Source organism: Aurantiacibacter arachoides (assembly GCF_009827335.1).
Classification (GTDB): domain Bacteria; phylum Pseudomonadota; class Alphaproteobacteria; order Sphingomonadales; family Sphingomonadaceae; genus Alteraurantiacibacter; species Alteraurantiacibacter arachoides.
Genome location: NZ_WTYH01000001.1, coordinates 797,940 through 823,961, shown reverse-complemented (window position 1 = coordinate 823,961; position 26,022 = coordinate 797,940). Strand labels below are relative to the sequence as shown.

The window sequence follows — 26,022 nt, the reverse complement described above, 5'->3', positions numbered from 1 at the left end:
AGCGCCTGATAAGGAGGCCATCCCCATTATGTCCAGCATGGACAAACGTATTCTTCTCTCCGCCCTCATCGTCACCACCGCCCTCGCCGCGCCTGCCGCCGTTCTTGCGCAGGACAGCGCGCAATGGGATCGTAACCGCGCCAGTCTCGTCGCCCAGCAGCCGGGCCAGGTTGCCCGCGAGATCGCCCGGTGGGAGGCGTTGTGGGCCGACAGCCAGGCGCAGTTGCCGTTCACGCAGTATGCCAGCTTCCTGGTCGCCAATCCCGGCTACCCTGACGAGATCACCCTGCGCTCGCGCGCCGAACGGCGGCTGCGCGAGGAATTTGTCGATGGTCAATTGCTGCTCGATTTCTTCCGCGCGTCCCCACCGGTCACCAACTATGCCAAGGCGCACTATGCGCTTGCCCTGATGGGCAGCGATCGCGCCGCGGCCGAACGCTGGGCCCGCGAGGCGTGGCGCGGCGGCGAGATGAGCCCCACCGCCGAAGCCGCCCTGGCCGCCAATTTCGGCAGCGGGTTCACGCAGGAAGACCAGGATCAGCGCATGGACGCGCTATTGTGGCAGCGCGATGCCAACGGTGCGGCCCGGCAGTTGACGCGCGCATCTGCGGACCGCGTCGGCGTGTTTCAGACGCGGCTCAACATCCTCCAAGCCGGGGACGGCTATACCAGCGATCCGGCCGCGCGCACCGACCCCGGCTACCTCTACAATCGCAGTCGCGAACTGCGGCAGGAAGGCCGCGCTGGCGAGGCGGTGCGCCTGATCGTCGACTCCCCGCCGCTGGCCGACCTGCCTTTCGATCGCACGGCCTGGATCGAGGAACTGCTGGCCGTGGGCCGTGCCGCCAGCCGCGCCGATACTCCGCGCGTCGCCGCCCGCGCGGCCGAGGCATTCGCGCCCGGCGAAGATATCTCGGGCATGGAATACAAGCTGCGTGACGATTACACCTCGCTCATGTGGGCGGGCGGCACCAACGCGCTGTGGCACATGGGCAACGGCGCGCAGGCGGCGCCGCTGTTCTACCAATACGGTGCCAGCGCCCGCACGAGCCAGACGCGGTCAAAGGGCTTCTTCTGGGCTGGCGAAGCCATGCGCCAGGCGGGCAATACCGCGGAGGCCAATCGCTATTACGAGATGGCGGCGCAGTACACCGACCGCTTCTACGGCCTGATGGCGCTGCAACGCCTGGGCCGAGACCTGCCCGCCTATGCCGCGGCGCCGACCGGCCAGCCGACCGAGGCCGAGCGGCGCGCCTTCATGGCCGCCCCCATCACGGCCGCGGTTTCCGAGGTGGCTCGCGACGCGCCGTGGTCGACCGGCATCCGGTTCTATCGCGCCATGTCCGACCAGGCGACGACCGTGGGCGAACACGTGCTGGTGGCAGACCTCGCGCGCGAGATCGGTCGCCGTGACCTGGCGGTCAATCTGGCTGATTATGCCGCATCGGATGGCCATTCCGGCTTCACCCGCATCGGGTTCCCCACCCTGCAAACCCCTCCGGGTGCCAACTGGACGCTGGTCCACGCGCTTGCCCGGCAGGAAAGCCAGTTTGCCGAAAATGCCATCAGCCACGCTGGCGCGCGCGGCCTGATGCAGTTCATGCCCGCCACCGCGCAGGAAGAGGCCCGCCGCGCCGGGGTGCCCTATTCCGCGTCCGCGCTGATGGACGATCCACAGTATGCCATGCGGCTGGGTTCCAACCATATCGAGCGGCTGCTGTCCTACTACAACGGCAGCTACCCCCTCGCCATCGCTGCCTACAATGCAGGGCCGGGCAACGTGAACCGCTGGCTGCGCGAGAACGGCGATCCCCGGCAGACCGGCGACTGGCTGCGCTGGATCGAGGAAATCACCTTCTTCGAGACCAAGAACTACGTCCAGCGCGTGGTGGAGAACGCCGTAGTCTACGAGGCGCTCTATCCCGACCGGGCCAGCATGGGCCGCAGCCGCGCGGTGACGGACTTCCTGCGTTAGACAAGCGACGCCTTGCGGAGAGCAGGGCGGTGATGGCAGGGCGACGGCATGGCAGACACCAGCCCCATCACGCCCGCAGGCCTCACCGCCCTCAAGGCGCGCTACGATCACCTGCTCGGCACGGAGCGGCCGGCGATCGTCGAGATTGTCAGCTGGGCGGCGGGCAACGGCGACCGTAGCGAGAACGGGGACTATCTCTACGGTCGCAAGCGGATGCGCGAGATTGACCGCGAGCTGGCCTATCTCGCCAAGGTGATGAAGCACGCGCAGGTTCTCGACCCGGCGCAGCAGCCCGACAAGACCCGCGTGTTCTTCGGCGCCACGGTGGAGATCGCCGACGAGGAGGACGAGCGCCGCACACTCACCATCGTCGGCGACAAGGAACAGGACGCAACGGCCGGCCTGGTCGGCTGGTCGAGCCCGATCGCACGGGCGCTGCGCGGCGCGCAGATCGGCGATTTGCGCACGGTGAGGCTTCCCGGCGGAGAGAAAGAGTGGGAAGTCATGGCGATTTCCTACCCCTGACACCTTTTTTCCGCCGTTCCGCGTAAGACTTGCCGCCGGCGAGCGACTACCCTTGCATGGAACGAGGGAATTTCAGCTTGGACATGGGTTCAAACATGCAGGACGCCGCCTACCGCGCTGCTGCCGCGCACTTTGGCAGCGCGATCGAACGGCTGGCGCGCGGGTACGAAGCCGATCCCGATCTTGCCCGCGACCTGGTCCAGGATATCCACGCCGCCCTGTGGCGCAGCTTCGCCTATTTCGAAGGCCAGTGCTCGGTCCGCAGCTGGGTCTATCGCATCGGGCACAATGTCGGCGTCAGCCATATCCAGGCGAGCCGCCGTGCCCGCCCCGGCGCCCTGGCCGGCCTCGACGAGCTCGAGGCGCTGGCCGCCCCTGACGATCCCGAGCGCACGGTCGGCGAAGCCCGCGCCGCCGCCCGGCTGATGGCCACGATCCATCGCCTGAAACCCGCCGATCGGCAGGTGATGCTGCTCTATCTCGAAGACCTGACGGCAGGCGAGATCGGCGAGGTCACCGGCCTTTCCACCGGCGCCGTGGCCACCCGCATTTCCCGCCTCAAAGCCCTCTTGGCCGAAGCCTTTCAACCCGAGGAGACCGAACGATGACCCCCGACGAATTCGCCCGCGACAGCTGGCACCGCGAAGCTGCCGCTTCACCCGCCCTCCCCAGCGTCGAGGAACTGCGCGCCCGGGCCGACAGATTCCGCCGCACGATCGCCAATCGCAACCTGCGCGAATACCTGGCGGGCGGCTTCGTCGTGGTCGCCTTTGCCGTCATGGCCGTGCAGGCGCCGTTCGTGGCGATGAAGTTGGGCGCTGCCATGGTGGCGGTGGGCGCGGCCTATGTGATGTGGCAACTGCGGCGCCGGGGCACCCCGCTCGATCCGGCGCGCGAGGGCGGCGCGCTCTCACTGCTGGAGTTCCAGCGGCGCGAGCTGGTGCGCCAGCGCGATGCGCTGGACAGCGTATTCAGCTGGTACCTGCTGCCGCTGATCCCCGGGATGGTGGTGTTGATGGCCTCGCCCATGCTGGCAACGCCTGTGGCGGATTGGGCCCTGCCGTCCCCCGGCATGGCGCTGCGCCTTGCCGCCCCGTTCGCGGTTTTCGTGGGGGTCTGGCTGCTGAACAAGTGGGGTGCGCAGCAGTTGCAGAGGCAGGTGGACGAGATCGACGCGCTGCGCGCCTGATCGCTGCAAACGAACGAGGGGCGCGCAAACCGGGTTGCGCGCCCCTTTTGTCGCGGCAGTCGCCTATTCGGCGGCCTGTTGGGTGTCGCCGTCGTCCGTATTTTCGGCGTCATTCTCATCCGGCGCTTGCTGTGCGAACAGGCTCGGCATGGACCGGGTATCGCTGACCTTGCGCGGCGGGTCGAACGCGACATCCGCGCCTGGCGCTTCGGCGCGGGTCGCGCCTTCCACCAGCTTGCCGAGCGAGCTGCCGTCGAGCCCAAGCTCCTTCATCAGCCCGTCCAGCACGGGTGCCTGCGCGCGGTAGGCCAGCGCCGCGGCCACGGCATCGTTCGCCAGATTGCCGCTGCCGGAACCGTTGCCGCCCGAGCCATTGCCCGAACCCGCCGGACCGGTGCGCTGGGTGAGGCCGTCGACCTGCACGATCTTGATGCTGTCGATCGCCTCCATCGGCTTGGCGCTTTCGCGGATGACCTCGGGCAGGACCTTTAGCAGGGCCAGCTTGGTCTGCAGTGAAATCTGATCCATCGAGAGGATGTTTGCCGCCTCGTTCACGGCGCGCTGGCCCGCGGCCTCCACCTCGAAGCGCACGCGCGCGGCCTCGGCACGCAGCTTCTCGGCATCGGCCTCGCCCTGCGCCTCGAACTTGACCGCCTCGGCTCGGTTGGAGGCGGCGTCCTTCTCGGCCTCCGCCTCGACCTTGATCTTGATCGCGTCGCGCTCGGCGATCTTGGCCGCCTCGATCAGCTCGATCTTCTTCTGGCGTTCGGCCACCTCGCTCTCGCGGCTGGTCGCGACCTGCTCCTCGGCGGCAACGGCCAGGGCACGCGCGGCGTCGGCTTCGGCCTTGGCCTGGCTTTCCTCGCGCGACTTGTTCTGCACCGCGATCTGCTGTTCCTGCCGGGCGATCTCGAGCGCGCGCTGCTGGTCAATGCGAGCCTCTTCCACGAGCCGGTCAGCCTCGATCTGCTGGGCGTCGACCTGCTTCTTCGCCTCGATCCGGGCGGCATCGGCCTCGCGGGTGCGCTCGGCCTGTTCGCGGGCGATTTCGGACGATTGCTTGGCGCGGCGCATCTCCACTTCGCGCTCCTGCTCCAGCCGGGCGTATTCGTTGTCGCGCTTGATCTCGAAGCTGCGAGTGTCAGCCTCCAGGTTCTTGGTTTCCATCTGCACGCGCGTGTCCTGCTCGATGTCGTTGCGCAGTTTCTTGCGCGCCTCGATCTGCTCGGTCAGCTTGGTCAGACCCTCGGCGTCGAAGGCGTTGTTGGCGTTGAAATGCTCGATGCTCGTCTGGTCGAGCCCAGTGAGCGAAACGCTCTCCAGCTCAAGCCCGTTCATGGCAAGATCGTTGGACGAGACCTGCTGCACCTTTTGCACGAAATCCGCGCGCTGTTCGTGCAGTTCGTTCATGGTCATGCCCGCTGCGACACTGCGCAGCGCGTCGACGAACTTGCCTTCGACCAGGTCCTTTAGCGCCTCGGGCTGCATGGTGCGCATGCCCAGCGTCTGCGCGGCCATGGCGATGGCCTCCGCATCGGGCTTCACGCGCACGTAGAACTCTGCCTTCACGTCGATCCGCAGCCGGTCGAGCGTGATGAGGGCCTCCGCATCGCGGCGCACCACCGGCAGCACCAGCGTGTTCATGTTGACGGGCATCGTCTCGTTCAGGACCGGCCACACCAGCGCGCCGCCGTTCATCACTACCTTTTCGCCGCCCATGCCGGTGCGAACAAAGGCGATTTCCTTGGAAGCGCGGCGGTAGAGCTTGGTCAGGAAGACGAGGAACACGATGGCGAGAAACAGTATCCCCCCGACGAGTATAAGGCCGCTATCGAACAGGTTTTCCATGTCGTCTCCTTGCATTCCAGATAGTTATCGCCCGTTCGTTACATCGGGGCGAGCTTGCGTTCGGTAAGGGGCACACCGTAAAAGGTCTGCCCGTCGCGGCGCACGATCAGCACCTCGTCACCTTCCAGTATTTCGCTGGCGTCTTCGTGGGGTTCGACCATCAGGAAGTGCGCCTGGCCGTGCCGGTCGTAGACCCGGGTGCGGGCGGGCGAACCCTTGGTGGCGCGGCCCGTCGTCACCGTGCCACGGCGGCCGACCAGCGTGTCCAGCGCCACCGCACTCGTCTCGTCCCTGGGCATGATCGCGCCAAGGGGCCGGGCAACCAGAGCGGTTGCCGGCAGGCTCGCCCCACCGGCAAGCAGTGCTGCCAGCCACGAATACAACGGTGCGCCCGTCAGGCTTTCGGCAAAAGCCTGCACGGCAATGCCGATCACCGCGAACAGCAGCAGGAAAACCATCAGCCATACAAACAGCGGCACCTTGCCGAGACCCAGCAGCGTCGTCAGCGCGCCGCCCAGCCCGGCGCCTGTCGGATCGCCGGCAGCAGCATCGGCATCAAGGTCGGCATCGAGGTCGAAATCGCCAAGGCCGACGAATTGCAGCAGACCGAGCACCAGCATGACGCCGATCGCGATCGCGAAGGGCAGGTTGTAATCGGCGAACAGGCTCATTGCGTTCATGCCGCGCAGCGCGAGCCGCTGGCATCCTCCATGCGAAAAACCGGGTTTCTGGAGAACCCCCTCCGTCCCCATCCTTGTCGCACGAACCGGCAAATTTCGCCAGCAAAACCGGACTGTGACCGCCGATTTTGACCATTGCATCGCGCGCATCTAAGGGTGGGCAATGCGGCTTTTCGTGCCCCTTGCCCTGCTGTTGATCGCCGCGCCGCTGGCGGCCCGTGACGGTGCCACTCGTGACAGTCCCACTCGTGACAGTCTGGGCGTGTTCGGCCAGTGGGGCGCCTTTCGCGATCCCGCAACGCCGCGCTGCTATGCCATCGCAGAGGCCCAGCCCACCACTAACCGGCGCGATGTGCAGCCGTTTGCCAGCATCGGCAGCTGGCCCGCGCGGGGCATCCGCAACCAGCTCAACCTGCGCCTCAGCCGCCGCCTGGCAGCAACTCCACGCGTGCGCCTCGCCGTGGGTGGGGAACGGTTCGATCTCATCGCGGGCGGAGGCGATGCCTGGGCTCCTGACGCGCGCGCCGATGCCGCCATCGTTGCCGCCCTGCGCGCCGCCAGCTCCATGAGCGTGTCGGCCACAGATGCCGCCGGCAATCGCTTCACCGATCGCTACAGCCTGGATGGCGCGGCAACCGCCATAGATGCGGCCGCCGTGGGCTGCGCTCGCCGCTGACCGATCCGCCGAGACGCGGCGGCTAGCATTTTCTCGCTCGCGCGATTATATGCGCGCCGCCCATGTCTGATACCCAGCTCATGTCCATTCCGGGTCAGATCGACCCTGTCCCCGTCGCGCGCGACATCACGCCGCGCGCCGATGGCCGCGTGGACCTGATCGGGCTGCCGAAAAATCGCATTGCCGAACTGTTCGCCGATGCCGGGCTCGATGCCAAGGCGGCCAAGCTGCGCGCCAAGCAGGTGTTTCACTGGCTGTATCATCGCGGGGTCACGGATTTCGCGGCGATGACCGACATCGCCAAGACCATGCGCCCCTGGCTCGCGACACGCTTCGTGATCGGCCGTCCCGAGGTGGTGGAGGCGCAGCACAGCACCGACGGCACCCGCAAGTGGCTGCTGCGCACCGCTGACGGCCACGAGTTCGAAATGGTCTTCATCCCCGATGCCGACCGCGGCACGCTGTGTGTCTCCAGCCAGGTCGGCTGCACGCTGAACTGCACGTTCTGTCACACCGGCACCATGCGCCTGGTGCGGAACCTGACGCCGGGCGAGATCGTGGGCCAGGTCATGCTGGCGCGCGATGCGCTGGGCGAGTGGCCGCACGGGAACATGGGCGGCACGCCGGATGCGCCGGACGAGGAAAGCGAGAGCGCCTACACCTCCGACGGTCGCCTGCTCACCAACATCGTGATGATGGGCATGGGCGAACCGCTGTACAATTTCGACAACGTGAAGGGCGCGTTGCAACTGGTGATGGATGGCGACGGCCTCGCCCTGTCGAAACGCCGCATCACGCTCTCCACCAGCGGCGTGGTGCCGATGATGGACCGGTGCGGCGTGGAAATCGGCGTCAATCTCGCCGTGTCCCTGCACGCCGTGACCAAGACCGTGCGCGACGAGATCGTGCCGATCAACCGCAAGTATGGCATCGAGGAACTGTTGCAGGCCTGCGCCGACTATCCCGGTGCCAGCAACGCGCGGCGGATCACGTTCGAATACGTGATGCTGAAGGACAAGAACGACAGCGACGACGACGCGCGCGAACTTGTCCGGCTGCTCCGCGCCTACAATCTGCCCGCCAAGGTGAACCTGATCCCCTTCAACCCCTGGCCCGGCACGCCCTACGAATGTTCCAGTCCGGAGCGGATCCGGCGGTTTTCCGAGATCGTGTTCGAGGCCGGTATCTCCGCCCCCGTTCGCACCCCGCGCGGACGCGACATCGACGCGGCCTGTGGCCAGTTGAAGACCGCCGCCGCAAAGAAGAGCCGCGCCGAAATGGACCGTGAGGCGGCAGCAGAGGCGACTGCCCCGGCGTGATCGTTTCTGCCATTTGCGTCGGCGATGGCGCCATGCTCCCCACCGGACAGCTGTCGGCAATCGCCAAACGGGCCGTCGAAGGGCCAGTCATCATCGGTCATGCCGGGGTGGTCGGCGATACCCAGGTCGACCGCCGCCACCATGGCTATCCGGCCATGGCCGTGCATCTCTACCCGGCGGAAAATTACGAGTGGCTGCAGCAGCAATTCGGTCCGCTCGCGCCACTGGCCGCGCCGGGCGGCATGGGCGAGAACCTGCACTCCTTTGGCATCGACGAGGACGCCGTATGCATCGGCGACCGCTTTCGCCTTGGCACGGCAGTGATCGAAGCCAGCCAGCCGCGCCAGCCCTGCGCCACCATCGAACGCCATCTTTCGACCCGCGGGGTGATCAAGGCGATCGTTGCGAGCGGGCGTTGCGGAATGTTCTTCCGCGTACTGGAAGACGGCGTGAGCGAGGCGGGCGATCGACTGGAATTGCTGGAGCGCGGTTCCACGGACTGGTCCGTCCGGCGGGCGTTCCGCCATGTCTATGGCGACGGTCGGACGGACAAGGCTGCGATAGCCGCGCTCGTCGCCCTGCCCCGCGTGTCCGATCGACTGGTGCGGGACGCGAGCAAGCGCCTGCGCTGACAAAATCGGGTCTGCCGGTCAACTCGGCGCACATCTGCAACGGCTCGTCGACCGAATTATTAACCAACCATCCGTTCATCTACGGTTCTCCTTCGATGAACGACAACGCTCTCAGACACCGGAGCGATGTCGAATCGAAGGAAGGTTAGAACCATGAAAAAGACCCTGCTTGCACTCGCCGCGGCCACCACGCTGGCCATCCCCGCCGCGCCCGCCTTGGCACAGGGCGGCCCGCCGCCTTGGGCGCCCGCGCACGGCCACCGCGCCCACAATGCCGGCTACGACAGCTATGGTTATGGCGACCAGCGCCGCGATCGCCGCGACCAGCGTCGCTACAACAACCAGTACGACCAGTACGGTCGTTACGCCGAACCGCGCCGCGTCAGCAGCCGCGACCAGGTGTGGCAGGGTGATGACGGTCGCTACTACTGCCGCCGTGAGAACGGGACCACTGGCCTGATCATCGGCGCCGCCGGCGGCGCGCTTGTCGGCCGCATGATCGACACCCGCGGCGACCGCACGGTCGGCACGCTCCTCGGCGCCGCTCTTGGCGGTGTGCTGGGTCGCGAGATCGACCGCGGAAGCGCCCGCTGCCGTTAATTCGGTTGCACTTAAGGCAATGACGGGCGCCGCTCCCTCTCCAGGGGGGCGGCGCCTGATTTATGTTCCATCTGGAACTTCGGCGATGCCAGCTGCGCTTTTCTTCACGGAAGGAGATCGCGATGTCCGTCGAAACGCTCGCCGCCGCGCTGCCAGAGGAATTGCAACGCAAGGCCGAACGCGTGCTCGCCCTCGCTTGTGAAAGCGAACGTCCGCTGGCGACCGCCGAAAGTTGCACCGGGGGCCTTCTGGCTGCCCTGCTGACAGACATTCCCGGTTGCAGCCACATCTTCGAGCGCGGCTTCGTATCCTATTCCGACGATGCCAAGTGCGACCTGCTGGGCATCGCGCGCGACCAGATCGACCGGTGCGGCGCGGTCAGCCGCCCCGTCGCCATCGCCATGGCGCAAGGTGCGCTTGACCGGTCACGCGCCAGCATCGCCCTTTCGATAACCGGCTTTGCCGGGCCTCCCGGCAAGGACGATGAGGGGGAAGAGGGCCTTGTGCATTTCGCTCTGGCCAGCAAGGAGGGCAAAACGCAGGCGCGGGAAGAGCGCTTCGGGGCGATAGGTCGGCAGGACATTCGCATCGAGGCACTACGGGTGGCGCTGGACATGATCGAGGACGCCCTGACATGAGCAAGAGTGCCCATCCCTTCTTCGATATGCACACGCACGGCTTTGTCCGCGTCGCCACCAGCACGCCGCGGGTGCGCACGGCCGATGTCCAATACAACGCACAAGGCATTCTCGAACAGGCGCGGGCTGCCCATGACCGGCACGTCGACCTGCTCCTCTATCCCGAGCTGTCACTGTCATCCTACGCCATCGACGACCTGCATCTGCAAACCGCGCTGCTGGAACGGGTGGAGCACGAGATCGAAACGATCCGTGCAGCAAGCGAGCAACTTACGCCGGTCCTGGTGATCGGCGCGCCGCTGCGGCGAAACGGGCGGATCTACAACTGCGCGCTGGCGATCGCCCGGGGCGAGATCCTGGGCGTGGTGCCCAAAAGCTATCTGCCCAACTACCGCGAGTTCTACGAAAAGCGGTATTTCGCGCGCGGTAATACCTGTCAGGATCTGTGGATAGGCGTCAACGGATTGGATGTGCCATTCGGCACCGATCTGCTGTTCGCCGCCGAGAACCTTCCCGGCTTCACCTTTGGCATCGAGATCTGCGAGGATTTCTGGGCGGCCATTCCCCCCGGCACCCTGGCCGCCCTGGCGGGCGCGACCATCGTTCTCAACCTGTCGGCATCGAACATCGTGATCGGCAAGTCGGACGAGCGACACATGCTGTGCCGGGCAAGTTCTGCCCGCGGGGTCTGTGCCTATGTCTACTCCGCCAGCGGATACGGAGAGAGCACCACCGACCTGTCGTGGGACGGCCAGGGCATGGTTTACGAACTGGGCGACCTGCTAGTCGAGAGCGTACGGTTCGAACGCGAGCCGGAGTTGAGTATCGTCGACATCGACACGCGCCGCATCCTGAGCGACCGGATGCGTATGGGCACTTTCAACGATGCCGCCGAGGATGCCGGCCGGCCCGAAGACAGTTATCGCACCATTGGTTTCGATCACCAGTACCACAAGGGCGATATTGGCCTCGTCCGGCCCATCCGTCGCTTCCCCTTCGTCCCCAACCGTCAAGACAAGCTGGACGAGGATTGCTTCGAGGCCTTCAACATCCAGGTCGATGCCCTCACCCGGCGGTTCGAGGCAACGAGCGGCAACAGCATGGTCATCGGGATTTCCGGCGGGCTCGATTCCACACACGCGCTGATCGTGGCGGCCAAGGCCTGCGACACGCTGGGCCTGCCGCGCTCCACCATTCGCGCCTATACCATGCCGGGGTTCGGCACGTCCGATCGCACGAAGGCCAATGCCTGGAAGCTGATGGAGGCGTTCGGCGTCACGGCGGAGGAAATCGACATCCGCCCCGCCGCGCGGCAGATGCTGGGCGACATGCAACACCCGTTCGCCCACGGCGAGCCCGTTCACGACGTGACATTCGAGAACGTGCAGGCGGGCCTGCGCACCGATTACCTGTTTCGCCTTGCGGGCCACCACAACGGCTTCGTGATCGGCACCGGCGACCTGTCGGAACTGGCGCTGGGCTGGTGCACCTACGGCGTCGGCGATCAGATGAGCCATTACGCGGTCAACGCCGGCGTTCCCAAGACGTTGATCCAGTACCTGATCCGCTGGGCCACCCGCACCGACCAGTTCGATCCTGCCGTGGACGCTGCGCTGGAAGACGTGCTCGGCACCGAAATCAGCCCCGAACTGGTGCCTGCCGCTGCCGACGGATCGATCCAGTCGACTGAAAGCATCATCGGGCCTTACGAGCTCAACGATTTCTTCCTGCATCACGTGATCCGCTGGGGCCAGTCACCCAGCCATGTCGCCTTTCTGGCCTGGCACGCCTGGCGCGATGTCGATGCAGGCCTGTGGCCGCACGCCTTTCCGGAGGATGCCAAAAACGCCTACGACCTTGCGACCATCCGCAGGTGGCTGGATAATTTCGTGCGCCGCTTCTTCGCCTTCAGCCAGTTCAAGCGCAGCGCGCTTCCCAACGGACCGAAGGTCAGCGCAGGCGGCGCGCTCAGCCCCCGCGGTGACTGGCGTGCGCCCAGCGATGCGGTAGCCGATGTCTGGCTGGCGGACTTGCGGGACAAGGTGCCGCCGAACGATTAGTCCCGCCGAACGATTCTCACCAGCGCGCCCTGCGCATCATCGGTGAGCAGGTAGAGCGCACCGTCCGGCCCCACCTGCACGTCGCGCCAACGCTGCCCCAGATCGCGCAACAAGGCCTCCGGCTCGCCCACGGGCTGGCCAACGGCATCGGAGTCGTAGCGCATCAATCCCTGGGTGAAGCTGGCGAGAAACAGGTCGCCCATCCATTCCGGGAACATCGCACCATCGTAGAATGCAAGGTTGCCGGGGTTCAGGCTCGGCGGTCCGAAGGCCAGTACGGGATCGATGAACCCGTCCACGCCGCGCACGCCGCCCGCCGGCTCGTCGTTGTAGTGCTGGCCCTGCGTCACCTGCATCCAGCCGTAATTGCCGCCGCGCAGGATGCGGTTGACCTCGTCGCCGCCGCGCGGGCCGAATTCACTGCTCCACAGCTCGCCGGTGAAGGGATTGATGGCAAGGCCCAGCGGATTGCGATGGCCGGTCGACCATGCTTCCGGCACGGCGCCCTCGCGTCCGACCCAGGGATTGCCGGGCGGCACGCTGCCATCGTCGTTCAGTCGCATGACCTTGCCGAAATGGTTGTCCGTGCGCTGCACCATCTCGCCCCAGTTGCGGTCGCCGCTGGTGACGAAGAGATAGCCGTCGGCATCGAACAGCAACCGCCCGCCGTAGCTGCCAAAGGCCGGGCCCTGGCCGCAGCAACGATCGGGCAGCGGCATCTCGCCGTACCAGGGTCCGGCGATGAAGATGTCCTCCACCCCGGTCAGCGCGTGCGATCCCGCCTCCCACCGCGCGCGCATCACCGCCAGCGTCGACACGCCGGCGATCTCGGGATGTTGCTTGGAATAGGCGAGATAGATCAGGCGGTTCTCGGCAAAATCGGGATGCAGCGCGATACCGTTGAGACCGGCAATGCCGAATGCGTAAATTTCGGGCAGACCCGCAATCGGTTCGGGATCCAGGTGCCCGTCCGCATCGATCAATCGCAGGCGACCCACGCGCTCGGTCACCAGCAGGCCGCCTTCGGGAAGCATGGCCATGCCCCATGGCCGCTCGAGCTGGCGGGTCAGCACCTCGGCGCGGATCGGGGCGAGCGTGGTCGTGCTGTCCCACGGTCCCTGCGCCAGCGCAGTCCCCTGGAACATTGGCGCCGCGGCGGGGGGTGCCGCAGGAGGGGGTGCGGCAGCGGGCGGCGCGGGCGCATCCTGCGCGCTGGCCGCGAGGGGCGGCAGCCCGGCCGCAGCCAGCACGAGCGTAATCGCCAGTCGGTTCATTCGATCCCCTTCCACCCCCGGCACCAAAGCCCGGCCTTGCGCGGCCGGTGCATGCGCCTATCCTGAGCCAATGCAGCCCAGCCCGGCATTGACTTTGTCCATTTTTGCATGACGCGCAAGAGTGTCTTGATAACCGGCGGTGCGAAACGCATCGGCGCGGTTGCCGCGCGCCGCTTCGCCGGTGCCGGCTGGCACGTCGTCGTGCACTGCCAGTCCTCTGTCGACGCCGCGAAGAAACTCGTTGCCGAACTGGACCATGCGGAGGTCGTGCGCTGCGATCTGGCCGATCCGCAGGCGGCAATGGCAATGGTGCGGGATCTGGCCGGTCGGCTGGACGACTGGCGCTGCCTGGTCAACTCGGCCGCCGTATTCGATCCGGACAAGGTCACCGGACTCGATCCGGCCACCAATGCGCGCGCGATGCGCATCAACGCCGCCGTGCCCGCCTTGCTGGCGCAGGGCTTTCTCGCGCTTGCCCGCAGCAGCGCCGGGCGACGGGTCATCCAGGTGACCGACCAGAAACTCGCCAACCTGAACCCCGATTTCTTCAGCTATACGATGAGCAAGGCCGCCGCCGACGTCGCCGCGCGGATGCTGGCGATGCACGGGCATGACGATGACCGCGTCTACTGCCTCGCCCCCGGCGCCATCCTGCCGAGCCACGACCAGAGCGCGCAGGAAGCGGAGCGATCGCATCGCATGAACCTGCTCGCCCGCCGCACCGGGCCCGACGAGGTTGCCGAGGCCATGCTGTTTCTGGCCGAGGGGCCGCTTGCCACCGGGCAGGTGCTCTACGTCGATTCCGGCCAGCACTTGCTCGACCAGCGGCGCGACGTCATCTATCTCGAGCGCGAGGAGAGACCCGCATGAGCCGCAAACCAAGCAAACGCCACGCGCTGTCGACGCGCATCTGGCACTGGCTCAACGCGGTCTGCCTGGTGATCCTGTTCATGAGCGGGCTGAACATCTCCAACGCCCACCCGCGACTCTACTGGGGGCACGCCGGCTTCGCTCAGGGTGACGAGTGGCTGGCCGTGCCGCGCTTCCCCGGGTGGGCGACGATCCCCGATTACTACAGCCTTGCAGGCGCGCGCGACTGGCATGTCGTCTTCGCCCTGATCTTCGCCTTTGCGCTGCTGGCCTTCATGGTCGCGGCGCTGGTCAACCGCCACATGCAGCGCGATATCTTCGCCAGGGCGCGCGAATGGCGGCCGGCCAGCATCCTTGCCGATATCCGCCAGCACCTGCGGCTGAATTTCGATCACGGCGCGGGCAAGTACAACATACTGCAGAAGATCAGCTATTCGGCGGTGATCCTGCTGCTGCTGCCGCTGATGATCCTTACCGGCATCGTGATGAGCCCGGGCGGCGAGGCGGCGCTGCCTTTCCTAACCGACCTGTTTGGCGGGCGGCAGACGGCACGGTCGCTGCATTTCCTCGCATCCTGGGGCCTGTTCGCGTTTTTCGTGGTGCATGTTCTTCTGGTGCTGCTCTCTGGTCCGATCGGTCAACTGCGCGCGATGATTACCGGAGGGTCCAGCGAATGAAGCGGCGCAATTTCCTGGTTGCCGGGGCCGCGGCATTTCTCGCCGGCTGTTCCAAGATCGGCAAGACGGACGCTTTTGCCGCAGTGGTCGACACGGCGGAAAGCTGGCACCGCGGCCTCCACCGCGCACTGGGGTTCGGGCGCATCCAGATGGCGCCCGAGTTTGCCCGCAGCCAGATCAGCCCCTTCTTTCGCGGCAACGGCACGCAGCAGGTCGACAGCGACGCCTACCGCGCATCGGCGGCAAGCGGGTTTGCCGACTGGCGGCTGGTGGTCAACGGATTGGTCACCCGGCCGCTCGCCCTGTCGATGGACGCCATCCGCGCCCTCCCCCAGCGCACGCAGATCACCCGCCACGATTGCGTGGAAGGGTGGAGCGCGATCGGCCAGTGGACCGGACCACAGCTCTCTGCGCTGCTCGAGATGGCCCGCCCCATCGACGCGGCGCGCTATATCGTGTTCCATTGCGCGGATACGCTAGGCGGCGCGCCCTATTACGAAAGCTGCGACATGGACGATGCCTTCCATCCGCAGACCATCGTCGCCCATCTGCTGAACGGCGGGCCGCTGCCCGAACGCAACGGCGCGCCCCTGCGGTTGCGGATCGAACGGCAGCTTGGCTACAAGCACGCCAAGTACCTCACCCGCATCGAGGCGGTCGCATCGCTCGACGAATTCTACGGCGGGCACGGCGGCTACTGGGAGGATCGCGGCTACCAGTGGTATGCCGGCATCTGACGCTCAGGCGGAAGGATACATGCGGTTCATCGCGTCCCAGCTGAGTTGCACCAGCTCTTCCAGCACGCCAGGATCGACGTCGGCCAACTTGTTCACATAGACGCAGCTTGCACCCGAAGTGTGCTTGCCCAGCCGCGCCAGCAGGGCCTTGCTCGCCGCGGCCGCCGCGGCATCGCAATACAGCCCCATCAGGTGCAGCGAGTGCCTGGCCCTCGTCGTGGCGAACCCGGCGCGAAAGGAATCGCCCTCGCGCCCACTTGCATACCGGTAGTGGTAGGAGCCGTATCCGGCGATCTTCTCCCACATCACGGGTGCCTGCCCGCTCACCCGGCGGAACAGCGCATCCAGCGTCTGCGCCTCGGCGCGCTTGCCTGCATGATCGATGGCGGCGAGGTGATCGTCGAAGGTCATGCCGTCAGGCTACCGTGCTATTTGACTTGCTGCAAATCCCCCCTCAAACGGTTTTCACGCGAAAACCAACCGTATTTCTGGAGATAGCAAGGCCATGTGGCTGCTCGACAAACTGTTGCACAAGGTCATCCGTGCGGGCCGGCTCGTCGTGACCGACCATGACGGCAAGGTCTACCACTACGGTTCGGGTGGCAGTGCTGCGGGTTATGACGCACCGATAAACTTGCGGCTGACCCACCCCAAGGCGTCGGGCCACATCGCCCGCTATCCCCAACTCGGCACGGCCGAGGCGTTCATGTGGGGCTGGCTGGAGATCGATGAGCCGCATGATCTGCGCGACCTCATCCTGTTCTTCACGGCGCAGTCCAAGGCGCTGGGCGACAAGGCGATCCAGCCGCAGGGCACCTTCAAGCGGCTGGCGCAAAAGGCCGTGGCCAAGGCAGACAGCGTGAACCTGCGGGGCAAGGCGCGCAAGAATGCAGAGCACACCTACAACCTGACCCGCCGCCTGTACGAGCTGTTCCTCGACGAGGATCGCCAGTACACCATGGCCTACTACCGCGACCCGTCGAACAGCCTCGAAAAGGCCCAGCTCGACAAGAAGGCGCACATCGCCGCCAAGCTCAACATCACGCCGGAAAACGGCCCGAAAATGCGCGTGCTCGACATCGGGTGCGGCTGGGGTGGACTGGCCCTGTACCTCAATCGCACCTACGGTTGCGAAGTGCTGGGCGTGGCCCTGGCGCCCGACCAGATCGCCTTTTGCAAGGAACGCGCGGCCGAGGCGGGTGTCTCCGACAAGGTCAGGTTCGCGCTGATGGACTATCGCGACGTGACCGGCCAGTTCGACCGCATTACCAGCGTCGGCCTGCTGGAACACGTGGGCACCCCGCACTACCCGCATTTCTTCGAGCACACCGCGCGCCTGCTGAAGAACGATGGCGTGATGTTCAGCCATTGCTGCGGGCGGGCGGGCCCTCCGGGCTTCACCGATGCCTTTACCCGCAAGTACATCTTCCCCGGCGGCTACATCCCCGCCCTGTCCGAACTCGTCACCGTCAGCGAGCAGTACGGCTGGCAAGTCATGGATTTCGAGGCCATGCGCTTCCATTACAGCCACACCCTGGAAGAATGGTACAGGCGCACCGTCATGCACAGGCAAGAGATCGTCGCCATGTACGACGAGGAATTCTACCGCATGTGGCTGTTCTACCTGGCTGGCGCGGAACAGAGCTTCCGCAACGGCAGTCTCGTCAACCACCAGCTCCTCTACGTGAAGGATCGCACTGCCCTGCCGATGACGCGCGACTTCATGTACGAGGAAAGCGAACGCCTGCGCGGACTGGAGGAACCGCCGCGCTGGCACCTCGACCCGGCGCTGAAACAGGCGGCGGAATAGATGATCGCAAGGGCCGCCTTCCTGCTGTGCGCGCTGGTCGTCGCCACCGTGCCAGTTCAGGCGCAGGATGACACGACGGGCCGCGTTCCATTCCTCCCGCATGTGTTCTTCGAGTTGCAAGATGGTCGGGTCTATTCCGATGGCCGCCTCCGCAGCCCTGAAGCAGTTCGCAACTGTTCAACCGAGACCATGAATTGCATTGCAAGCGAGCCTTTCACGGTTACCTGGCCGACGAATTGCCAATTTTCCGGCGTTGGTGACCAATGGCAAGTTGGCGAGATAGAAACGTCCGTGGTCAGCGAAATGACCGAGCGCCGCCATCTGTATGACGCTGTTCTACAGATTGGACGGACGACCGGACGCAATAATGAATTGTACTTTTTCGAGCAGCGGCGCGGCCTTGTACGGATCGTATACGATCCCCGACAACGGGGGATACTGGCAAACCTCGCGACTGACGCTGATTTTCTAGATGAACTGTCGCGCGGCCCGAACATCACGCAGGACGGCTTCCTTGTGGCGAAACGTGTCGGGAGCGAATTGCTGGGTGCCTGCAATACCGAGCCGACCCCGCGCTAGGCTTTGGTCTGTCTCGCTGTAACGGCAGGCATGGATGTTGATGGAGAAGGCGTGGCTTCGTGACCCCTCCCCTCTCCCGCCGCGCCGTCTTCGCGCAAGCCTGGCCGATCATGCTGGGGCAGGCATCGGTGCCGCTGGTCGGTGTCGTGGACACTGCCGTGATCGGGCGGACCGGCGACGCTGCGGCATTGGCGGGTGTCGCGCTGGGGGCGACCGTCATCACCCTGGTGTTCTGGAGCTTCGGCTTCCTGCGCATGGGCATGACGGGGTTGACGGCTCAAGCCGAGGGCACTGGCGAGCGCGCCGAGGTGGAGGCGCTGCTGCTGCGCGCGCTCGGCATCGGGCTGGCGCTGGGCGCGCTGATCTGGTTGCTGAGCGCGCCGATCGCCCAGGGCGCCCTTGCCGTCATGTCCGGGTCCGAGACGGTGACGGGCGATGCGAACGCCTACATGGGCGGGCGCTTCTACGGCGCGCCGGCCGCGCTTGCCGTGTTCGCCGTGAACGGCTGGCTGTTAGGGCTCGGTCGCACGCGCGCTGCGCTGGTCCTGCAACTGGCGATGAACGTTGCCAACGTCGCGCTGGATCTGTGGTTCGTGTGGGGGCTCGATCTAGGCGCCTATGGCGTGGGGCTCGGCACGGCGCTGGCCGAGTGGTTCGCGCTTGCCACGGCGCTGGGGGTGGTGCCGCACGTGGCGGGCGCAAATATCGTGACCATCGCCCGCCGGGTGCCGCGCGCCCTGCTGCTCGATCGCGGCAGGCTGGCCCGCCTGTTCGCCGTCAACCGCGATATCATGATCCGCACTGTCGCACTGCTCATCCTGTTCGCCTGGTTCGCCAATGCCGGGGCGCGGCAGGGGGCGGCGGCGCTGGCGGCAAACCACGTGCTGATGCAATTCGTCAACGTCGCGGCCTTCATCCTAGATGCCTTTGCCTTTACCGCGGAGGAGCGCGTGGGCGCGGCGCTGGGCGCGCGTGACCGGGCACGGCTGCTGCGGGCGATCCGCCTCACCGCCGAATTTGCCTTGCTCAGCGGGGTGACGTTTTCCGCGCTCTTCCTGCTGGCTGGCAGCCCGGTCATCGAACTGCTGACGACGGACGAGGAAGTGCGCACCATCGCCCGCACCTTCCTGCCCTTTGCGGCGCTGGTCCCGCTGATCGGCATGCCAAGCTGGATGCTGGACGGCATCTTCATCGGCGCGACACGTGGCCGCGCCCTGCGCAATGCCGCATTCATCGCCACCTTGCTGTATATCGCGCTCGACCTGGCACTGCGACCCTTCGGAAACTGGGGTGTCTGGACCGCGCTGCTGGCCAGCTACCTGTTGCGCGCCGGGCTGCTGGCGGTTTATCTTCCGCGCCTGCTCCGCGACGTGGAGCCACCATCACCCCAAGGGACGCAAGCCTGAAGTCATGACCATCTCGCCGCTCCGCAAATTCGTCGCCGCCCTGCTCCTCATGCTGGGATCATTTGGCTTTGCCACGCCCGCACTGGCGGATGTGCAGGTGAGTTTTCACTCCTTCAACGGATCGGTATTGTGGGGCCGTTACCCGCATACCTTCATCGTCCTCGACGGGACGCTGGCCAACGGCACGCGCGTCAACGAGAACTATGGTTTTTCCGCCCGCAACAGCGCCGAGGCGATCACCCAGGGTCCGGCCCAGCACATGATCCTGACGGAAACCGCCAATTCCATCGCCCAGACGAACCGCCACTTCACTGTCACCGTGAACGATCAGACCTACCGACGGCTGCGGGCCGAGGTGATCGCCTGGCGCGATTACCCCGGCCGCTATTACGACCTTGACGAGCGCAACTGCATCCACTTCGTCAGCCGGATGGCGCAATTGGTGGGCCTGCGATCCGATGTGCCAAGCGAGTATGTCCGCCGCCCGAAGGCCTGGCTGAACTACATCACCCGGCGCAATCCGCAGCTGGGCGCGGCCGAGATTGCCTGATCGCTCCGACGCATTGCGAGCGGGATAGGCCGCTGCTAGGCGCGGCCGCTGAAGTTTGAAGGAAGCGCGCATGTCCGACATCAAGAAAGTGGTCCTCGCCTACTCCGGCGGCCTCGACACCAGCGTCATCGCCAAGTGGCTGATGACGGAGCGCGGGCTCGAGGTGGTCACTTTCACCGCCGACCTGGGCCAGGGCGAGGAGATCGAACCGGCGCGGACCAAGGCCCGGGCCATGGGCATCGCGGACGAACACATCTTCATCGAGGACCTGCGCGAGGAGTTTGTTCGCGACTTCGTCTTTCCGATGATGCGCGCCAACGCCCGGTATGAAGGCGACTATCTGCTCGGCACGTCCATCGCCCGCCCGCTGATCTCCAAGCGGCTGGTCGAGATCGCGCACGAAACCGGCGCCGATGCGATTGCCCACGGCGCCACCGGCAAGGGCAACGACCAGGTCCGCTTCGAACTGTCGGCCTACGCCTTGGACCCCGACATCAAGGTGATCGCCCCTTGGCGCGAGTGGGACCTCACCAGCCGCACCGCGCTGGTCGACTGGGCCGAGAAGCACCAGATCCAGGTGCCCCGCGACAAGCGCGGCGAAAGCCCGTTCTCGACCGACGCCAATCTCCTGCATACCTCGTCCGAAGGCAAGGTGCTGGAAGACCCGTGGGAGGAGACGCCCGACTACGTGTTCTCGCGCACGGATCACCCGGAAGACGCACCCGACACGCCAGAATACATCACGATCGATTTCGAGCGCGGCGACGGCACGGCGCTGAACGGCGAGGCGATGAGCCCGGCGAGCCTGCTGGCGGCCCTGAACGATCTGGGCCGCAGGCACGGCATCGGCCGCCTCGACCTCGTCGAGAACCGCTTCGTCGGCATGAAGAGCCGCGGCATGTACGAGACTCCCGGCGGCGAGATCTACGCCCGTGCCCATCGCGGCATCGAGCAGATCACGCTGGATCGCGGCGCGGCGCATCTGAAGGACGAGCTGATGCCCAAGTATGCAGAGCTTATTTATAACGGCTTCTGGTTCAGCCCGGAACGCGAGATGTTGCAGGCAGCCATCGACCTCAGCCAGGAAAAGGTGTCCGGCACGGTGCGGCTGAAGCTCTACAAGGGCAATGCCATGGTGGTGGGCCGCAGGTCGGTCAATTCGCTCTATTCGGAGGCGCACGTCACCTTCGAGGACGATGCCGGTGCCTACGACCAGAAGGACGCGGCCGGTTTCATCAAGCTCAACGCCCTGCGCCTGCGCCTGCTGGGTAAGCGCGACCGCTGAGTTTTCGCAAAATCCGGGGATGGTTTCGGCTGAAACGCCGAGCCGTTGACTTATCCATGCTTGTCCACTGGCATTCCGGCCAAAAGTGGATGAGTCGACGCTCGCGCACTTGCCCGACTCGATGGCTAGGCGCATTCTCCAGACATCGAAGACGGAAACGTCCCCGCCACGAAGGATCGCCTGCCGGTCCGGACACAGGGAGGACGCCAAGGTCGGAGACGCGATGACGGCAAAGTCATGGTGGAGGAAAGCGCGGATCGGCAACCTCTTCGGAGAATGCCAACCAAGCCGACCGTCGAAGCCAGGAATTTTCGCCATCGGAAAGGCCGGATGAAGCATTTGGTGCCGAGGACCTGGAGACACTTCGGTGTGGAAGGGGACGCTTGAGGCACCGGGTGGCCAAACCGGTCTCGGACTGGACGGATGACAGAGCTGAGGGCCCTCGGGCACTCGCTGGTTGGAAGACCTGCTCCGGCACCGGCGCGAGCGCCGGGCGACATAGCCGAGACGGAACCGGGCCCTCGGGCCACGACCAGATCGGTGACACGCCAGGCGATAAGTGTCTCTCAGGAGGCCCACCGTCGGTGAGAGTGGGGTCGGTAGCGATACCGGCCCCATTTCTCTTTTAACCCTCACCACTCGCCACCCATTACTGCGTTTCGCAGTCGCATCAGGACGACAAGCACCGATTCGCTCCCCGATAAGCGCCGAAAAACCACTGACTGATGCAATACGAAGAAGGCAACTCGCCGCATTACCGCCCCAATCGCGCGCCCAGTCGAGCGGACAGAGCGACGAACCGACTCCCTGGTTTGGAACCGCTAACGATTGCGGGGTATCGGCCGCCGCATGGACGGAAAAGCAACTCTCAGTCGAACGTCGCCGCGCATCCTGGCGTGCCTTGCCGGCATCGCCCTTGTTGCAGGCGCCGGAACGGGTCACGCCGAGGATGATGTCGTGCTCGCACCAACTGCTGCGGCAACTGTCGGTACGGTTGCCGCCGCCGGCCCGGTCTTCGTGCCGAGCGCAGAGGCCGAATTCGAAGAGGCCTTTGACGCTTTCGACGCTCCGGTGGAGCCTGACCTGCCAACCCATGCCGTCGACATTGCCACGATCGAGCCCGCGGTCGACACGGGTGCCCCGCTTGGCAGCGGTGTCGCGTCCTACTACGCGGACCGCTTCAACGGCCAGCGCACTGCCAGTGGTGAGACCTTCAGCAATCGCGAACTGACGGCCGCCCATCGCACCCTGCCCTTCGGCAGCCGCGTGCGCGTGACCAATCCGCGCAACGGCAATTCCGTCGTGGTGCGCATCAACGATCGCGGCCCGTTCTCCGGTGGCCGGACGATCGATCTGAGCCGCGCCGCCGCCGAACAGGTCGGCATCGTGCGCGCCGGCCACGGTTCGGTGGAGCTGGCGCTGCTCGACTGAGCAAGGCCGGGCCGGGACTGACGGCTGACCGCCCCGCGACATTGCACGCCAGCGGTTACCCGCGCACGCACCGCTGAGCCACCGACACGGTCGGCGCAAGGTGTTACAGGTGTCACACTGTCCTAAAGGTAATCTTCGGGCGGCTCCACGCCGCGCGGATCGGTGAGGTATTCCATCTCGTCCTGCGCCTCGACGAGGCGGTCGGGATCGATCCTGGCGGGCAGCGCATGCCCGGGCTCCTCGCCGGAGCGCAGCGCGGCAATCTGGGCGGCGAGCAGCGGGAGCGTGGCCGCCACGTCCAGCCGCTCGGCCGCCTTGTCGAGCCGCGCGAGGTGGGCGAGCAACAGCCGCGCATCGTAGCGGCGGCGGCGCGCGTATTCCTCGCCCCGGTGGTAGAGCACCTCCTCCACCCCCTCGATCGCCCGCTCGGCCAGCGTCGCCTCGGCCACGGCGCGCGCGGCGACGAAACACGCGTCCCAGGCCCGCGCGAACCCCGGCTCGCGGTTGCGGGCCGAATAGGCCGCCTGCCGCGACACCCGCGCCTGCGCCGCCGCGGTGCGCACGTTGCCATGGATTTGCAGATGCTCGAGAAAGGTCGCCATCTCGGCCGGGCCCATCGCCACCGGCTGGCCCGAGGCGCTGCGGGCTATGGGCGCGGGGTCGGGGGACGGGTGCGGGACAGGCCCTCCCCCGGCCGCTGTGGCTTCGCCCCCTCTGCCAGTCCCCGCCTGCGGGAGGGGAGCGAGATTTGCGTCCGCATCGCGGGCGCCAGTCGCAGCGGAGTAGGCATCCGCGGCCCCACCATCCGCAGAGACCTCCCAACCAAACTCGTCCTCCTCCGGATCGCCCTTGAGGCACAGGCCATGCTCGGCCAGCACCCGCGCGAGCTTCTCCTCCGCCGTCTCCTGCCGAACAAGTGCGGCCGGCAGCCCGACGCCCCCAGGCTTCGGGCTGCCGGCCTGAAGCCGCTCCGCCCCCGCCGCAGCCCACCCCCGCCCCGCCGAGCCCCGCAAGACATACCCCCGCGCCCGCTCCTCGTCCGTGGGCGTTTGCGAAACGGGCGCGGCATGATCGGGAATGGCACCCGGCAGGGTGAAGCGGTCGTAGGGCGGCTGGTCGGTCATGGGTGTGCATCCTTGCGCTGGTTCGTGGTGAACCGAGCAGGGAGGCACAGGTGTGGCGGTGTAGGGAAGGGGACTAAGGTGGCGGCAAAAGTCCCGCAGGACCCTCATCATTACCCTTCTCCTCCAACCAATTATCGGGAAGCGTCAGTCCTTGCAAAATGTCCTGATAATCAAATTGAATTGACGCGAGTGCTTCTTGTTCTGTTGCCTCGAATCGCAGCCGCTCCTGGACGAAGGATAAGCGCGCAAAGTTGTCATCAAGCACTTCGCCCCATGTCTTGATCCCTATCCTAACTCGATCATCATTCCGAATGAGACGAAGTCGTGGATTTGGTCCGCCAGATATCCGACTTTCCACATACTGATCATATTCATCAGCAATGAGCCAAAAGTGCCACCTTACGCCCATTACTCGATGGAATCTTTGGTCGCGAGCTACCGCGTCCGCATATTTCTCAATTTGGACGACGTGTTCAGAATTAAGCGTCACCTTAGGCGCCTTTAGTTCCACGACCAAATTGTCATATTCGTCTGCCGCACCCGCCTTGTTTGTACGGCCAAGTACAAGATCGACGATGCCGCGCGCCTTATCTAAAACTGTCACGCGCTCGTCGACAACACAATCATCTCCAAGGCGGTCAACACACGCCTTAAGCACATTGGTTAGTTCTTTATCACTGGCCCAAAGATTGTATCGTTCGCCAAAGACCCATGTGTTCCCCTCCAAGATCTTATGAAGTTGAGACCTCTCTTTCACAGTTCTTCTTAGGTCGGGATCGAAAAGTATTGAACGCAACCCAGTCAAGAACTTCACTCTTCCACCGACTACTGCTGCTGCACTTATGATGTCTGAAAGTTCCGAATGATCCAAAAGTTCGGCGAGTTCGGCCTGCTTTTTCTTCGGTAGCTTCAGAACCTCGTTCAAAATCCGTTGAAGTTCTTCCGGACTCCGTTCAATTGCATGCTTAAGCAGGTTTAAGTGCAGAGCTTTCGCCTGCGCCGGACTGTCCTCAAACTCTGGAACGGAATGGCTAACGGCCACAGCTACAGTCTCGAACATTTGCCGTTCCGCGCGCTCAATACTGTCCTTAGCTTCTCCTTCGAATGGATATACTTTCTGGGCCTTCCACAACTCTACCAAGTCGCGCCCAAATTGTTTCCCTTTTTCACGAAAATGGGCTTTTATTTGCTGCCTTGCATCGTCAATTGCCTGCTTGACCTCAGAGCGATCTGAAGCCGAGATAACGTCAGCGGAGTCAACGACCGTTGGGAAGAAATCAGATTGAAGGTACGCCGAAAAATCGCCAGAATCAGCGTGAATTTTTCCATCAAGCTGTAGAACTGGAAAGCCCTTTTCGTTTGCCAAAAAAAGGAGCCTGCGTGTTTTGGTCGACCATTCAATAATTCTTAGACTGCACGCATACGTGGCATCTCCGTCGTTAATTGCCGACAATTCATAGCTACTATCAGAAGCCATTGCGACCATGGGATCCAGGTCGTTGCCGCAAACTTCGACTTTGGCATCTCGGTACGCCATCAGATATACTGCAAAAACTTGAGAGAGGTATTCGAGCGAATCTTGCGACGAAATTCGTTCAATATTTTTCTTAAGATTGCGAATGGTTACCTTTGTTCCGGTTGGAGAGTCGGTATCCTCAGGATCAGATATTCTGACTTTGTCCGGCTGCTCTTCACTGAGACGGATTTTGAATTTCCTGCGCTTCCCGTTTTCTTCGAATACGGTCTCCCACAGAATGTCTGAGCCAATCGACAGTGCGCGGAAGCGCCCTCGCCCTTCTTTCCCGTGAAGCTCGCGACGCCTTCTGCGAGTTAGCTTGCCTCCCCCCTTCCACGATCCGCCCAAGCTCTTAAAAAGGGCAGGGGCTTCGGAGTAGAGAATTCCGGACCCGTCGTCTCGCACTCTCACGACTTCGGCATTTCCGAGGACACCAAAGGTGACTTCTACATTCACTGATTGCGCGTCGGCATCGAGGGCATTCCAAATCAACTCTGCAATGCCAGTTTCAACGCTGCTTCTGCTTTGCCGAGCAATGAAGTCAGGTTTGACCTCCAATTGGTAGCTTTGCTCAGCCATAAGCGTCCCGCCATGCCTCCTAATAAATTGCTGTTACTGAAA

25 protein-coding genes are annotated in these 26,022 nt (G+C 64.8%); 19 read left to right on the top strand and 6 right to left on the bottom strand.

The genetic code is table 11. The annotated features are described in order from the left end of the window. Positions 1-37: 37 nt before the first annotated feature. The 4 genes from GRI62_RS04120 (at position 38) to GRI62_RS04105 (ending at position 3,689) form a co-directional block, all read left to right on the top strand. A complete protein-coding gene (locus GRI62_RS04120) occupies positions 38-1,975 on the top strand; it encodes a lytic transglycosylase domain-containing protein (RefSeq protein ID WP_234027361.1) in 1,938 nt (645 codons plus the stop codon). A gap of 48 nt (positions 1,976-2,023) precedes the next feature. Then, complete coding sequence (locus tag GRI62_RS04115; protein ID WP_131452136.1) at positions 2,024-2,500, top strand: GreA/GreB family elongation factor; 477 nt, start codon at positions 2,024-2,026, stop codon at positions 2,498-2,500. An 83-nt stretch (positions 2,501-2,583) separates the two neighbouring features. Continuing rightward, on the top strand, positions 2,584-3,108 hold the full coding sequence (locus GRI62_RS04110; RefSeq protein ID WP_131452135.1) for an RNA polymerase sigma factor: 525 nt from the start codon (positions 2,584-2,586) through the stop codon (positions 3,106-3,108). Continuing rightward, positions 3,105-3,689 carry a hypothetical protein gene (locus GRI62_RS04105; RefSeq protein ID WP_131452134.1) on the top strand — a complete coding sequence of 195 codons (585 nt, stop codon included), beginning with the start codon at positions 3,105-3,107 and terminating at the stop codon, positions 3,687-3,689. The genes GRI62_RS04110 and GRI62_RS04105 overlap by 4 nt, the downstream gene beginning before the upstream one ends. A gap of 63 nt (positions 3,690-3,752) precedes the next feature. Here the strand turns inward: GRI62_RS04105 and GRI62_RS04100 are convergent, their stop codons facing one another. Together GRI62_RS04100 and GRI62_RS04095 are read right to left on the bottom strand one after the other, a co-directional pair. Continuing rightward, positions 3,753-5,537 (bottom strand): flotillin family protein, encoded by a 1,785-nt coding sequence (locus GRI62_RS04100; protein ID WP_131452133.1) that lies wholly within the window; start codon positions 5,535-5,537, stop codon positions 3,753-3,755. Between the two features lie 38 nt (positions 5,538-5,575). Beyond that, the gene (locus GRI62_RS04095) at positions 5,576-6,217 is read right to left on the bottom strand and encodes a YqiJ family protein (protein ID WP_234027360.1); all 642 of its coding nucleotides are present in this window, start codon (positions 6,215-6,217) and stop codon (positions 5,576-5,578) included. A gap of 163 nt (positions 6,218-6,380) precedes the next feature. Between GRI62_RS04095 and GRI62_RS04090 the strand changes: the two genes are divergently transcribed. The 6 genes from GRI62_RS04090 (at position 6,381) to GRI62_RS04065 (ending at position 12,142) form a co-directional block, all read left to right on the top strand. Further along, a complete protein-coding gene (locus GRI62_RS04090; RefSeq protein WP_131452132.1) occupies positions 6,381-6,893 on the top strand; it encodes an invasion associated locus B family protein in 513 nt (170 codons plus the stop codon). A 62-nt stretch (positions 6,894-6,955) separates the two neighbouring features. Further along, the gene (gene rlmN / locus GRI62_RS04085) at positions 6,956-8,212 is read left to right on the top strand and encodes a dual-specificity RNA methyltransferase RlmN (protein ID WP_131452131.1); all 1,257 of its coding nucleotides are present in this window, start codon (positions 6,956-6,958) and stop codon (positions 8,210-8,212) included. Next, positions 8,209-8,844 carry an MOSC domain-containing protein gene (locus GRI62_RS04080; protein ID WP_234032767.1) on the top strand — a complete coding sequence of 212 codons (636 nt, stop codon included), beginning with the start codon at positions 8,209-8,211 and terminating at the stop codon, positions 8,842-8,844. Before rlmN ends, GRI62_RS04080 begins: the two co-directional genes overlap by 4 nt. Before the next feature lie 153 nt (positions 8,845-8,997). Beyond that, on the top strand, positions 8,998-9,444 hold the full coding sequence (locus GRI62_RS04075; RefSeq protein WP_131452130.1) for a glycine zipper 2TM domain-containing protein: 447 nt from the start codon (positions 8,998-9,000) through the stop codon (positions 9,442-9,444). 122 nt (positions 9,445-9,566) lie between these two features. Beyond that, the gene (locus tag GRI62_RS04070; protein WP_131452129.1) at positions 9,567-10,082 is read left to right on the top strand and encodes a CinA family protein; all 516 of its coding nucleotides are present in this window, start codon (positions 9,567-9,569) and stop codon (positions 10,080-10,082) included. Further along, positions 10,079-12,142, top strand: coding sequence for an NAD(+) synthase (locus GRI62_RS04065; protein WP_131452128.1), 2,064 nt, complete (start codon positions 10,079-10,081; stop codon positions 12,140-12,142). The genes GRI62_RS04070 and GRI62_RS04065 overlap by 4 nt, the downstream gene beginning before the upstream one ends. Here GRI62_RS04065 and GRI62_RS04060 read toward each other — a convergent pair. Then, positions 12,139-13,416: a PQQ-dependent sugar dehydrogenase gene (locus GRI62_RS04060; RefSeq protein ID WP_160731808.1), complete on the bottom strand. Its 1,278-nt coding sequence runs from the start codon at positions 13,414-13,416 to the stop codon at positions 12,139-12,141. The two genes, GRI62_RS04065 and GRI62_RS04060, sit on opposite strands and share 4 nt — an antisense overlap. A gap of 108 nt (positions 13,417-13,524) precedes the next feature. On the opposite strand from GRI62_RS04060, the gene GRI62_RS04055 reads away from it, so the two are divergent. From GRI62_RS04055 to GRI62_RS04045, 3 genes are read left to right on the top strand one after another with little or no spacing between them, the layout of a single operon-like run. After that, complete coding sequence (locus tag GRI62_RS04055) at positions 13,525-14,286, top strand: SDR family oxidoreductase (protein WP_131452125.1); 762 nt, start codon at positions 13,525-13,527, stop codon at positions 14,284-14,286. Continuing rightward, a complete protein-coding gene (locus GRI62_RS04050; RefSeq protein ID WP_131452124.1) occupies positions 14,283-14,963 on the top strand; it encodes a cytochrome b/b6 domain-containing protein in 681 nt (226 codons plus the stop codon). Before GRI62_RS04055 ends, GRI62_RS04050 begins: the two co-directional genes overlap by 4 nt. After that, positions 14,960-15,700, top strand: coding sequence for a molybdopterin-dependent oxidoreductase (locus GRI62_RS04045; protein ID WP_131452123.1), 741 nt, complete (start codon positions 14,960-14,962; stop codon positions 15,698-15,700). The genes GRI62_RS04050 and GRI62_RS04045 overlap by 4 nt, the downstream gene beginning before the upstream one ends. A gap of 3 nt (positions 15,701-15,703) precedes the next feature. On the opposite strand, the gene GRI62_RS04040 is transcribed toward GRI62_RS04045, so the two are convergent. Beyond that, positions 15,704-16,111 carry a DUF1801 domain-containing protein gene (locus GRI62_RS04040; protein ID WP_131452122.1) on the bottom strand — a complete coding sequence of 136 codons (408 nt, stop codon included), beginning with the start codon at positions 16,109-16,111 and terminating at the stop codon, positions 15,704-15,706. A 94-nt stretch (positions 16,112-16,205) separates the two neighbouring features. On the opposite strand from GRI62_RS04040, the gene GRI62_RS04035 reads away from it, so the two are divergent. The 6 genes from GRI62_RS04035 to GRI62_RS04010 all read left to right on the top strand — a co-directional run bounded on the left by GRI62_RS04035 (position 16,206) and on the right by GRI62_RS04010 (position 22,761). Further along, positions 16,206-17,510, top strand: coding sequence for an SAM-dependent methyltransferase (locus tag GRI62_RS04035; RefSeq protein WP_131452121.1), 1,305 nt, complete (start codon positions 16,206-16,208; stop codon positions 17,508-17,510). Beyond that, complete coding sequence (locus GRI62_RS04030) at positions 17,511-18,089, top strand: hypothetical protein (RefSeq protein ID WP_131452120.1); 579 nt, start codon at positions 17,511-17,513, stop codon at positions 18,087-18,089. Between the two features lie 59 nt (positions 18,090-18,148). Then, positions 18,149-19,495 carry an MATE family efflux transporter gene (locus GRI62_RS04025; RefSeq protein WP_234032770.1) on the top strand — a complete coding sequence of 449 codons (1,347 nt, stop codon included), beginning with the start codon at positions 18,149-18,151 and terminating at the stop codon, positions 19,493-19,495. 4 nt (positions 19,496-19,499) lie between these two features. Further along, positions 19,500-20,045 (top strand): hypothetical protein, encoded by a 546-nt coding sequence (locus GRI62_RS04020; RefSeq protein WP_131452119.1) that lies wholly within the window; start codon positions 19,500-19,502, stop codon positions 20,043-20,045. A gap of 70 nt (positions 20,046-20,115) precedes the next feature. Further along, the gene (locus GRI62_RS04015) at positions 20,116-21,330 is read left to right on the top strand and encodes an argininosuccinate synthase (RefSeq protein WP_131452118.1); all 1,215 of its coding nucleotides are present in this window, start codon (positions 20,116-20,118) and stop codon (positions 21,328-21,330) included. A gap of 849 nt (positions 21,331-22,179) precedes the next feature. Next, entirely contained in the window at positions 22,180-22,761 is a 582-nt protein-coding gene (locus tag GRI62_RS04010; RefSeq protein WP_131452117.1) for a septal ring lytic transglycosylase RlpA family protein, read from the top strand. A gap of 122 nt (positions 22,762-22,883) precedes the next feature. On the opposite strand, the gene GRI62_RS04005 is transcribed toward GRI62_RS04010, so the two are convergent. Both GRI62_RS04005 and GRI62_RS04000 read right to left on the bottom strand, forming a co-directional pair. Beyond that, entirely contained in the window at positions 22,884-23,885 is a 1,002-nt protein-coding gene (locus GRI62_RS04005; RefSeq protein ID WP_131452116.1) for a hypothetical protein, read from the bottom strand. A gap of 73 nt (positions 23,886-23,958) precedes the next feature. Continuing rightward, on the bottom strand, positions 23,959-25,980 hold the full coding sequence (locus GRI62_RS04000) for an ATP-binding protein (RefSeq protein ID WP_131452115.1): 2,022 nt from the start codon (positions 25,978-25,980) through the stop codon (positions 23,959-23,961). Positions 25,981-26,022: the final 42 nt, after the last annotated feature.

Excerpts from the sequence above, each read along its gene's own strand:
- GRI62_RS04120 (WP_234027361.1), top strand. The coding sequence starts at position 38 with ATGGACAAACGTATTCTTCTCTCCGCCCTCATCGTCACCACCGCCCTC.
- GRI62_RS04115 (WP_131452136.1), top strand. The coding sequence starts at position 2,024 with ATGGCAGACACCAGCCCCATCACGCCCGCAGGCCTCACCGCCCTCAAG.
- GRI62_RS04110 (WP_131452135.1), top strand. The coding sequence starts at position 2,584 with ATGGGTTCAAACATGCAGGACGCCGCCTACCGCGCTGCTGCCGCGCAC.
- GRI62_RS04105 (WP_131452134.1), top strand. The coding sequence starts at position 3,105 with ATGACCCCCGACGAATTCGCCCGCGACAGCTGGCACCGCGAAGCTGCC.
- GRI62_RS04100 (WP_131452133.1), bottom strand. The coding sequence starts at position 5,537 with ATGGAAAACCTGTTCGATAGCGGCCTTATACTCGTCGGGGGGATACTG.
- GRI62_RS04095 (WP_234027360.1), bottom strand. The coding sequence starts at position 6,217 with ATGAACGCAATGAGCCTGTTCGCCGATTACAACCTGCCCTTCGCGATC.
- GRI62_RS04090 (WP_131452132.1), top strand. The coding sequence starts at position 6,381 with ATGCGGCTTTTCGTGCCCCTTGCCCTGCTGTTGATCGCCGCGCCGCTG.
- rlmN (WP_131452131.1), top strand. The coding sequence starts at position 6,956 with ATGTCTGATACCCAGCTCATGTCCATTCCGGGTCAGATCGACCCTGTC.
- GRI62_RS04075 (WP_131452130.1), top strand. The coding sequence starts at position 8,998 with ATGAAAAAGACCCTGCTTGCACTCGCCGCGGCCACCACGCTGGCCATC.
- GRI62_RS04070 (WP_131452129.1), top strand. The coding sequence starts at position 9,567 with ATGTCCGTCGAAACGCTCGCCGCCGCGCTGCCAGAGGAATTGCAACGC.
- GRI62_RS04065 (WP_131452128.1), top strand. The coding sequence starts at position 10,079 with ATGAGCAAGAGTGCCCATCCCTTCTTCGATATGCACACGCACGGCTTT.
- GRI62_RS04060 (WP_160731808.1), bottom strand. The coding sequence starts at position 13,416 with ATGAACCGACTGGCGATTACGCTCGTGCTGGCTGCGGCCGGGCTGCCG.
- GRI62_RS04055 (WP_131452125.1), top strand. The coding sequence starts at position 13,525 with ATGACGCGCAAGAGTGTCTTGATAACCGGCGGTGCGAAACGCATCGGC.
- GRI62_RS04050 (WP_131452124.1), top strand. The coding sequence starts at position 14,283 with ATGAGCCGCAAACCAAGCAAACGCCACGCGCTGTCGACGCGCATCTGG.
- GRI62_RS04045 (WP_131452123.1), top strand. The coding sequence starts at position 14,960 with ATGAAGCGGCGCAATTTCCTGGTTGCCGGGGCCGCGGCATTTCTCGCC.
- GRI62_RS04040 (WP_131452122.1), bottom strand. The coding sequence starts at position 16,111 with ATGACCTTCGACGATCACCTCGCCGCCATCGATCATGCAGGCAAGCGC.
- GRI62_RS04035 (WP_131452121.1), top strand. The coding sequence starts at position 16,206 with ATGTGGCTGCTCGACAAACTGTTGCACAAGGTCATCCGTGCGGGCCGG.
- GRI62_RS04030 (WP_131452120.1), top strand. The coding sequence starts at position 17,511 with ATGATCGCAAGGGCCGCCTTCCTGCTGTGCGCGCTGGTCGTCGCCACC.
- GRI62_RS04020 (WP_131452119.1), top strand. The coding sequence starts at position 19,500 with ATGACCATCTCGCCGCTCCGCAAATTCGTCGCCGCCCTGCTCCTCATG.
- GRI62_RS04015 (WP_131452118.1), top strand. The coding sequence starts at position 20,116 with ATGTCCGACATCAAGAAAGTGGTCCTCGCCTACTCCGGCGGCCTCGAC.
- GRI62_RS04010 (WP_131452117.1), top strand. The coding sequence starts at position 22,180 with ATGGACGGAAAAGCAACTCTCAGTCGAACGTCGCCGCGCATCCTGGCG.
- GRI62_RS04005 (WP_131452116.1), bottom strand. The coding sequence starts at position 23,885 with ATGACCGACCAGCCGCCCTACGACCGCTTCACCCTGCCGGGTGCCATT.
- GRI62_RS04000 (WP_131452115.1), bottom strand. The coding sequence starts at position 25,980 with ATGGCTGAGCAAAGCTACCAATTGGAGGTCAAACCTGACTTCATTGCT.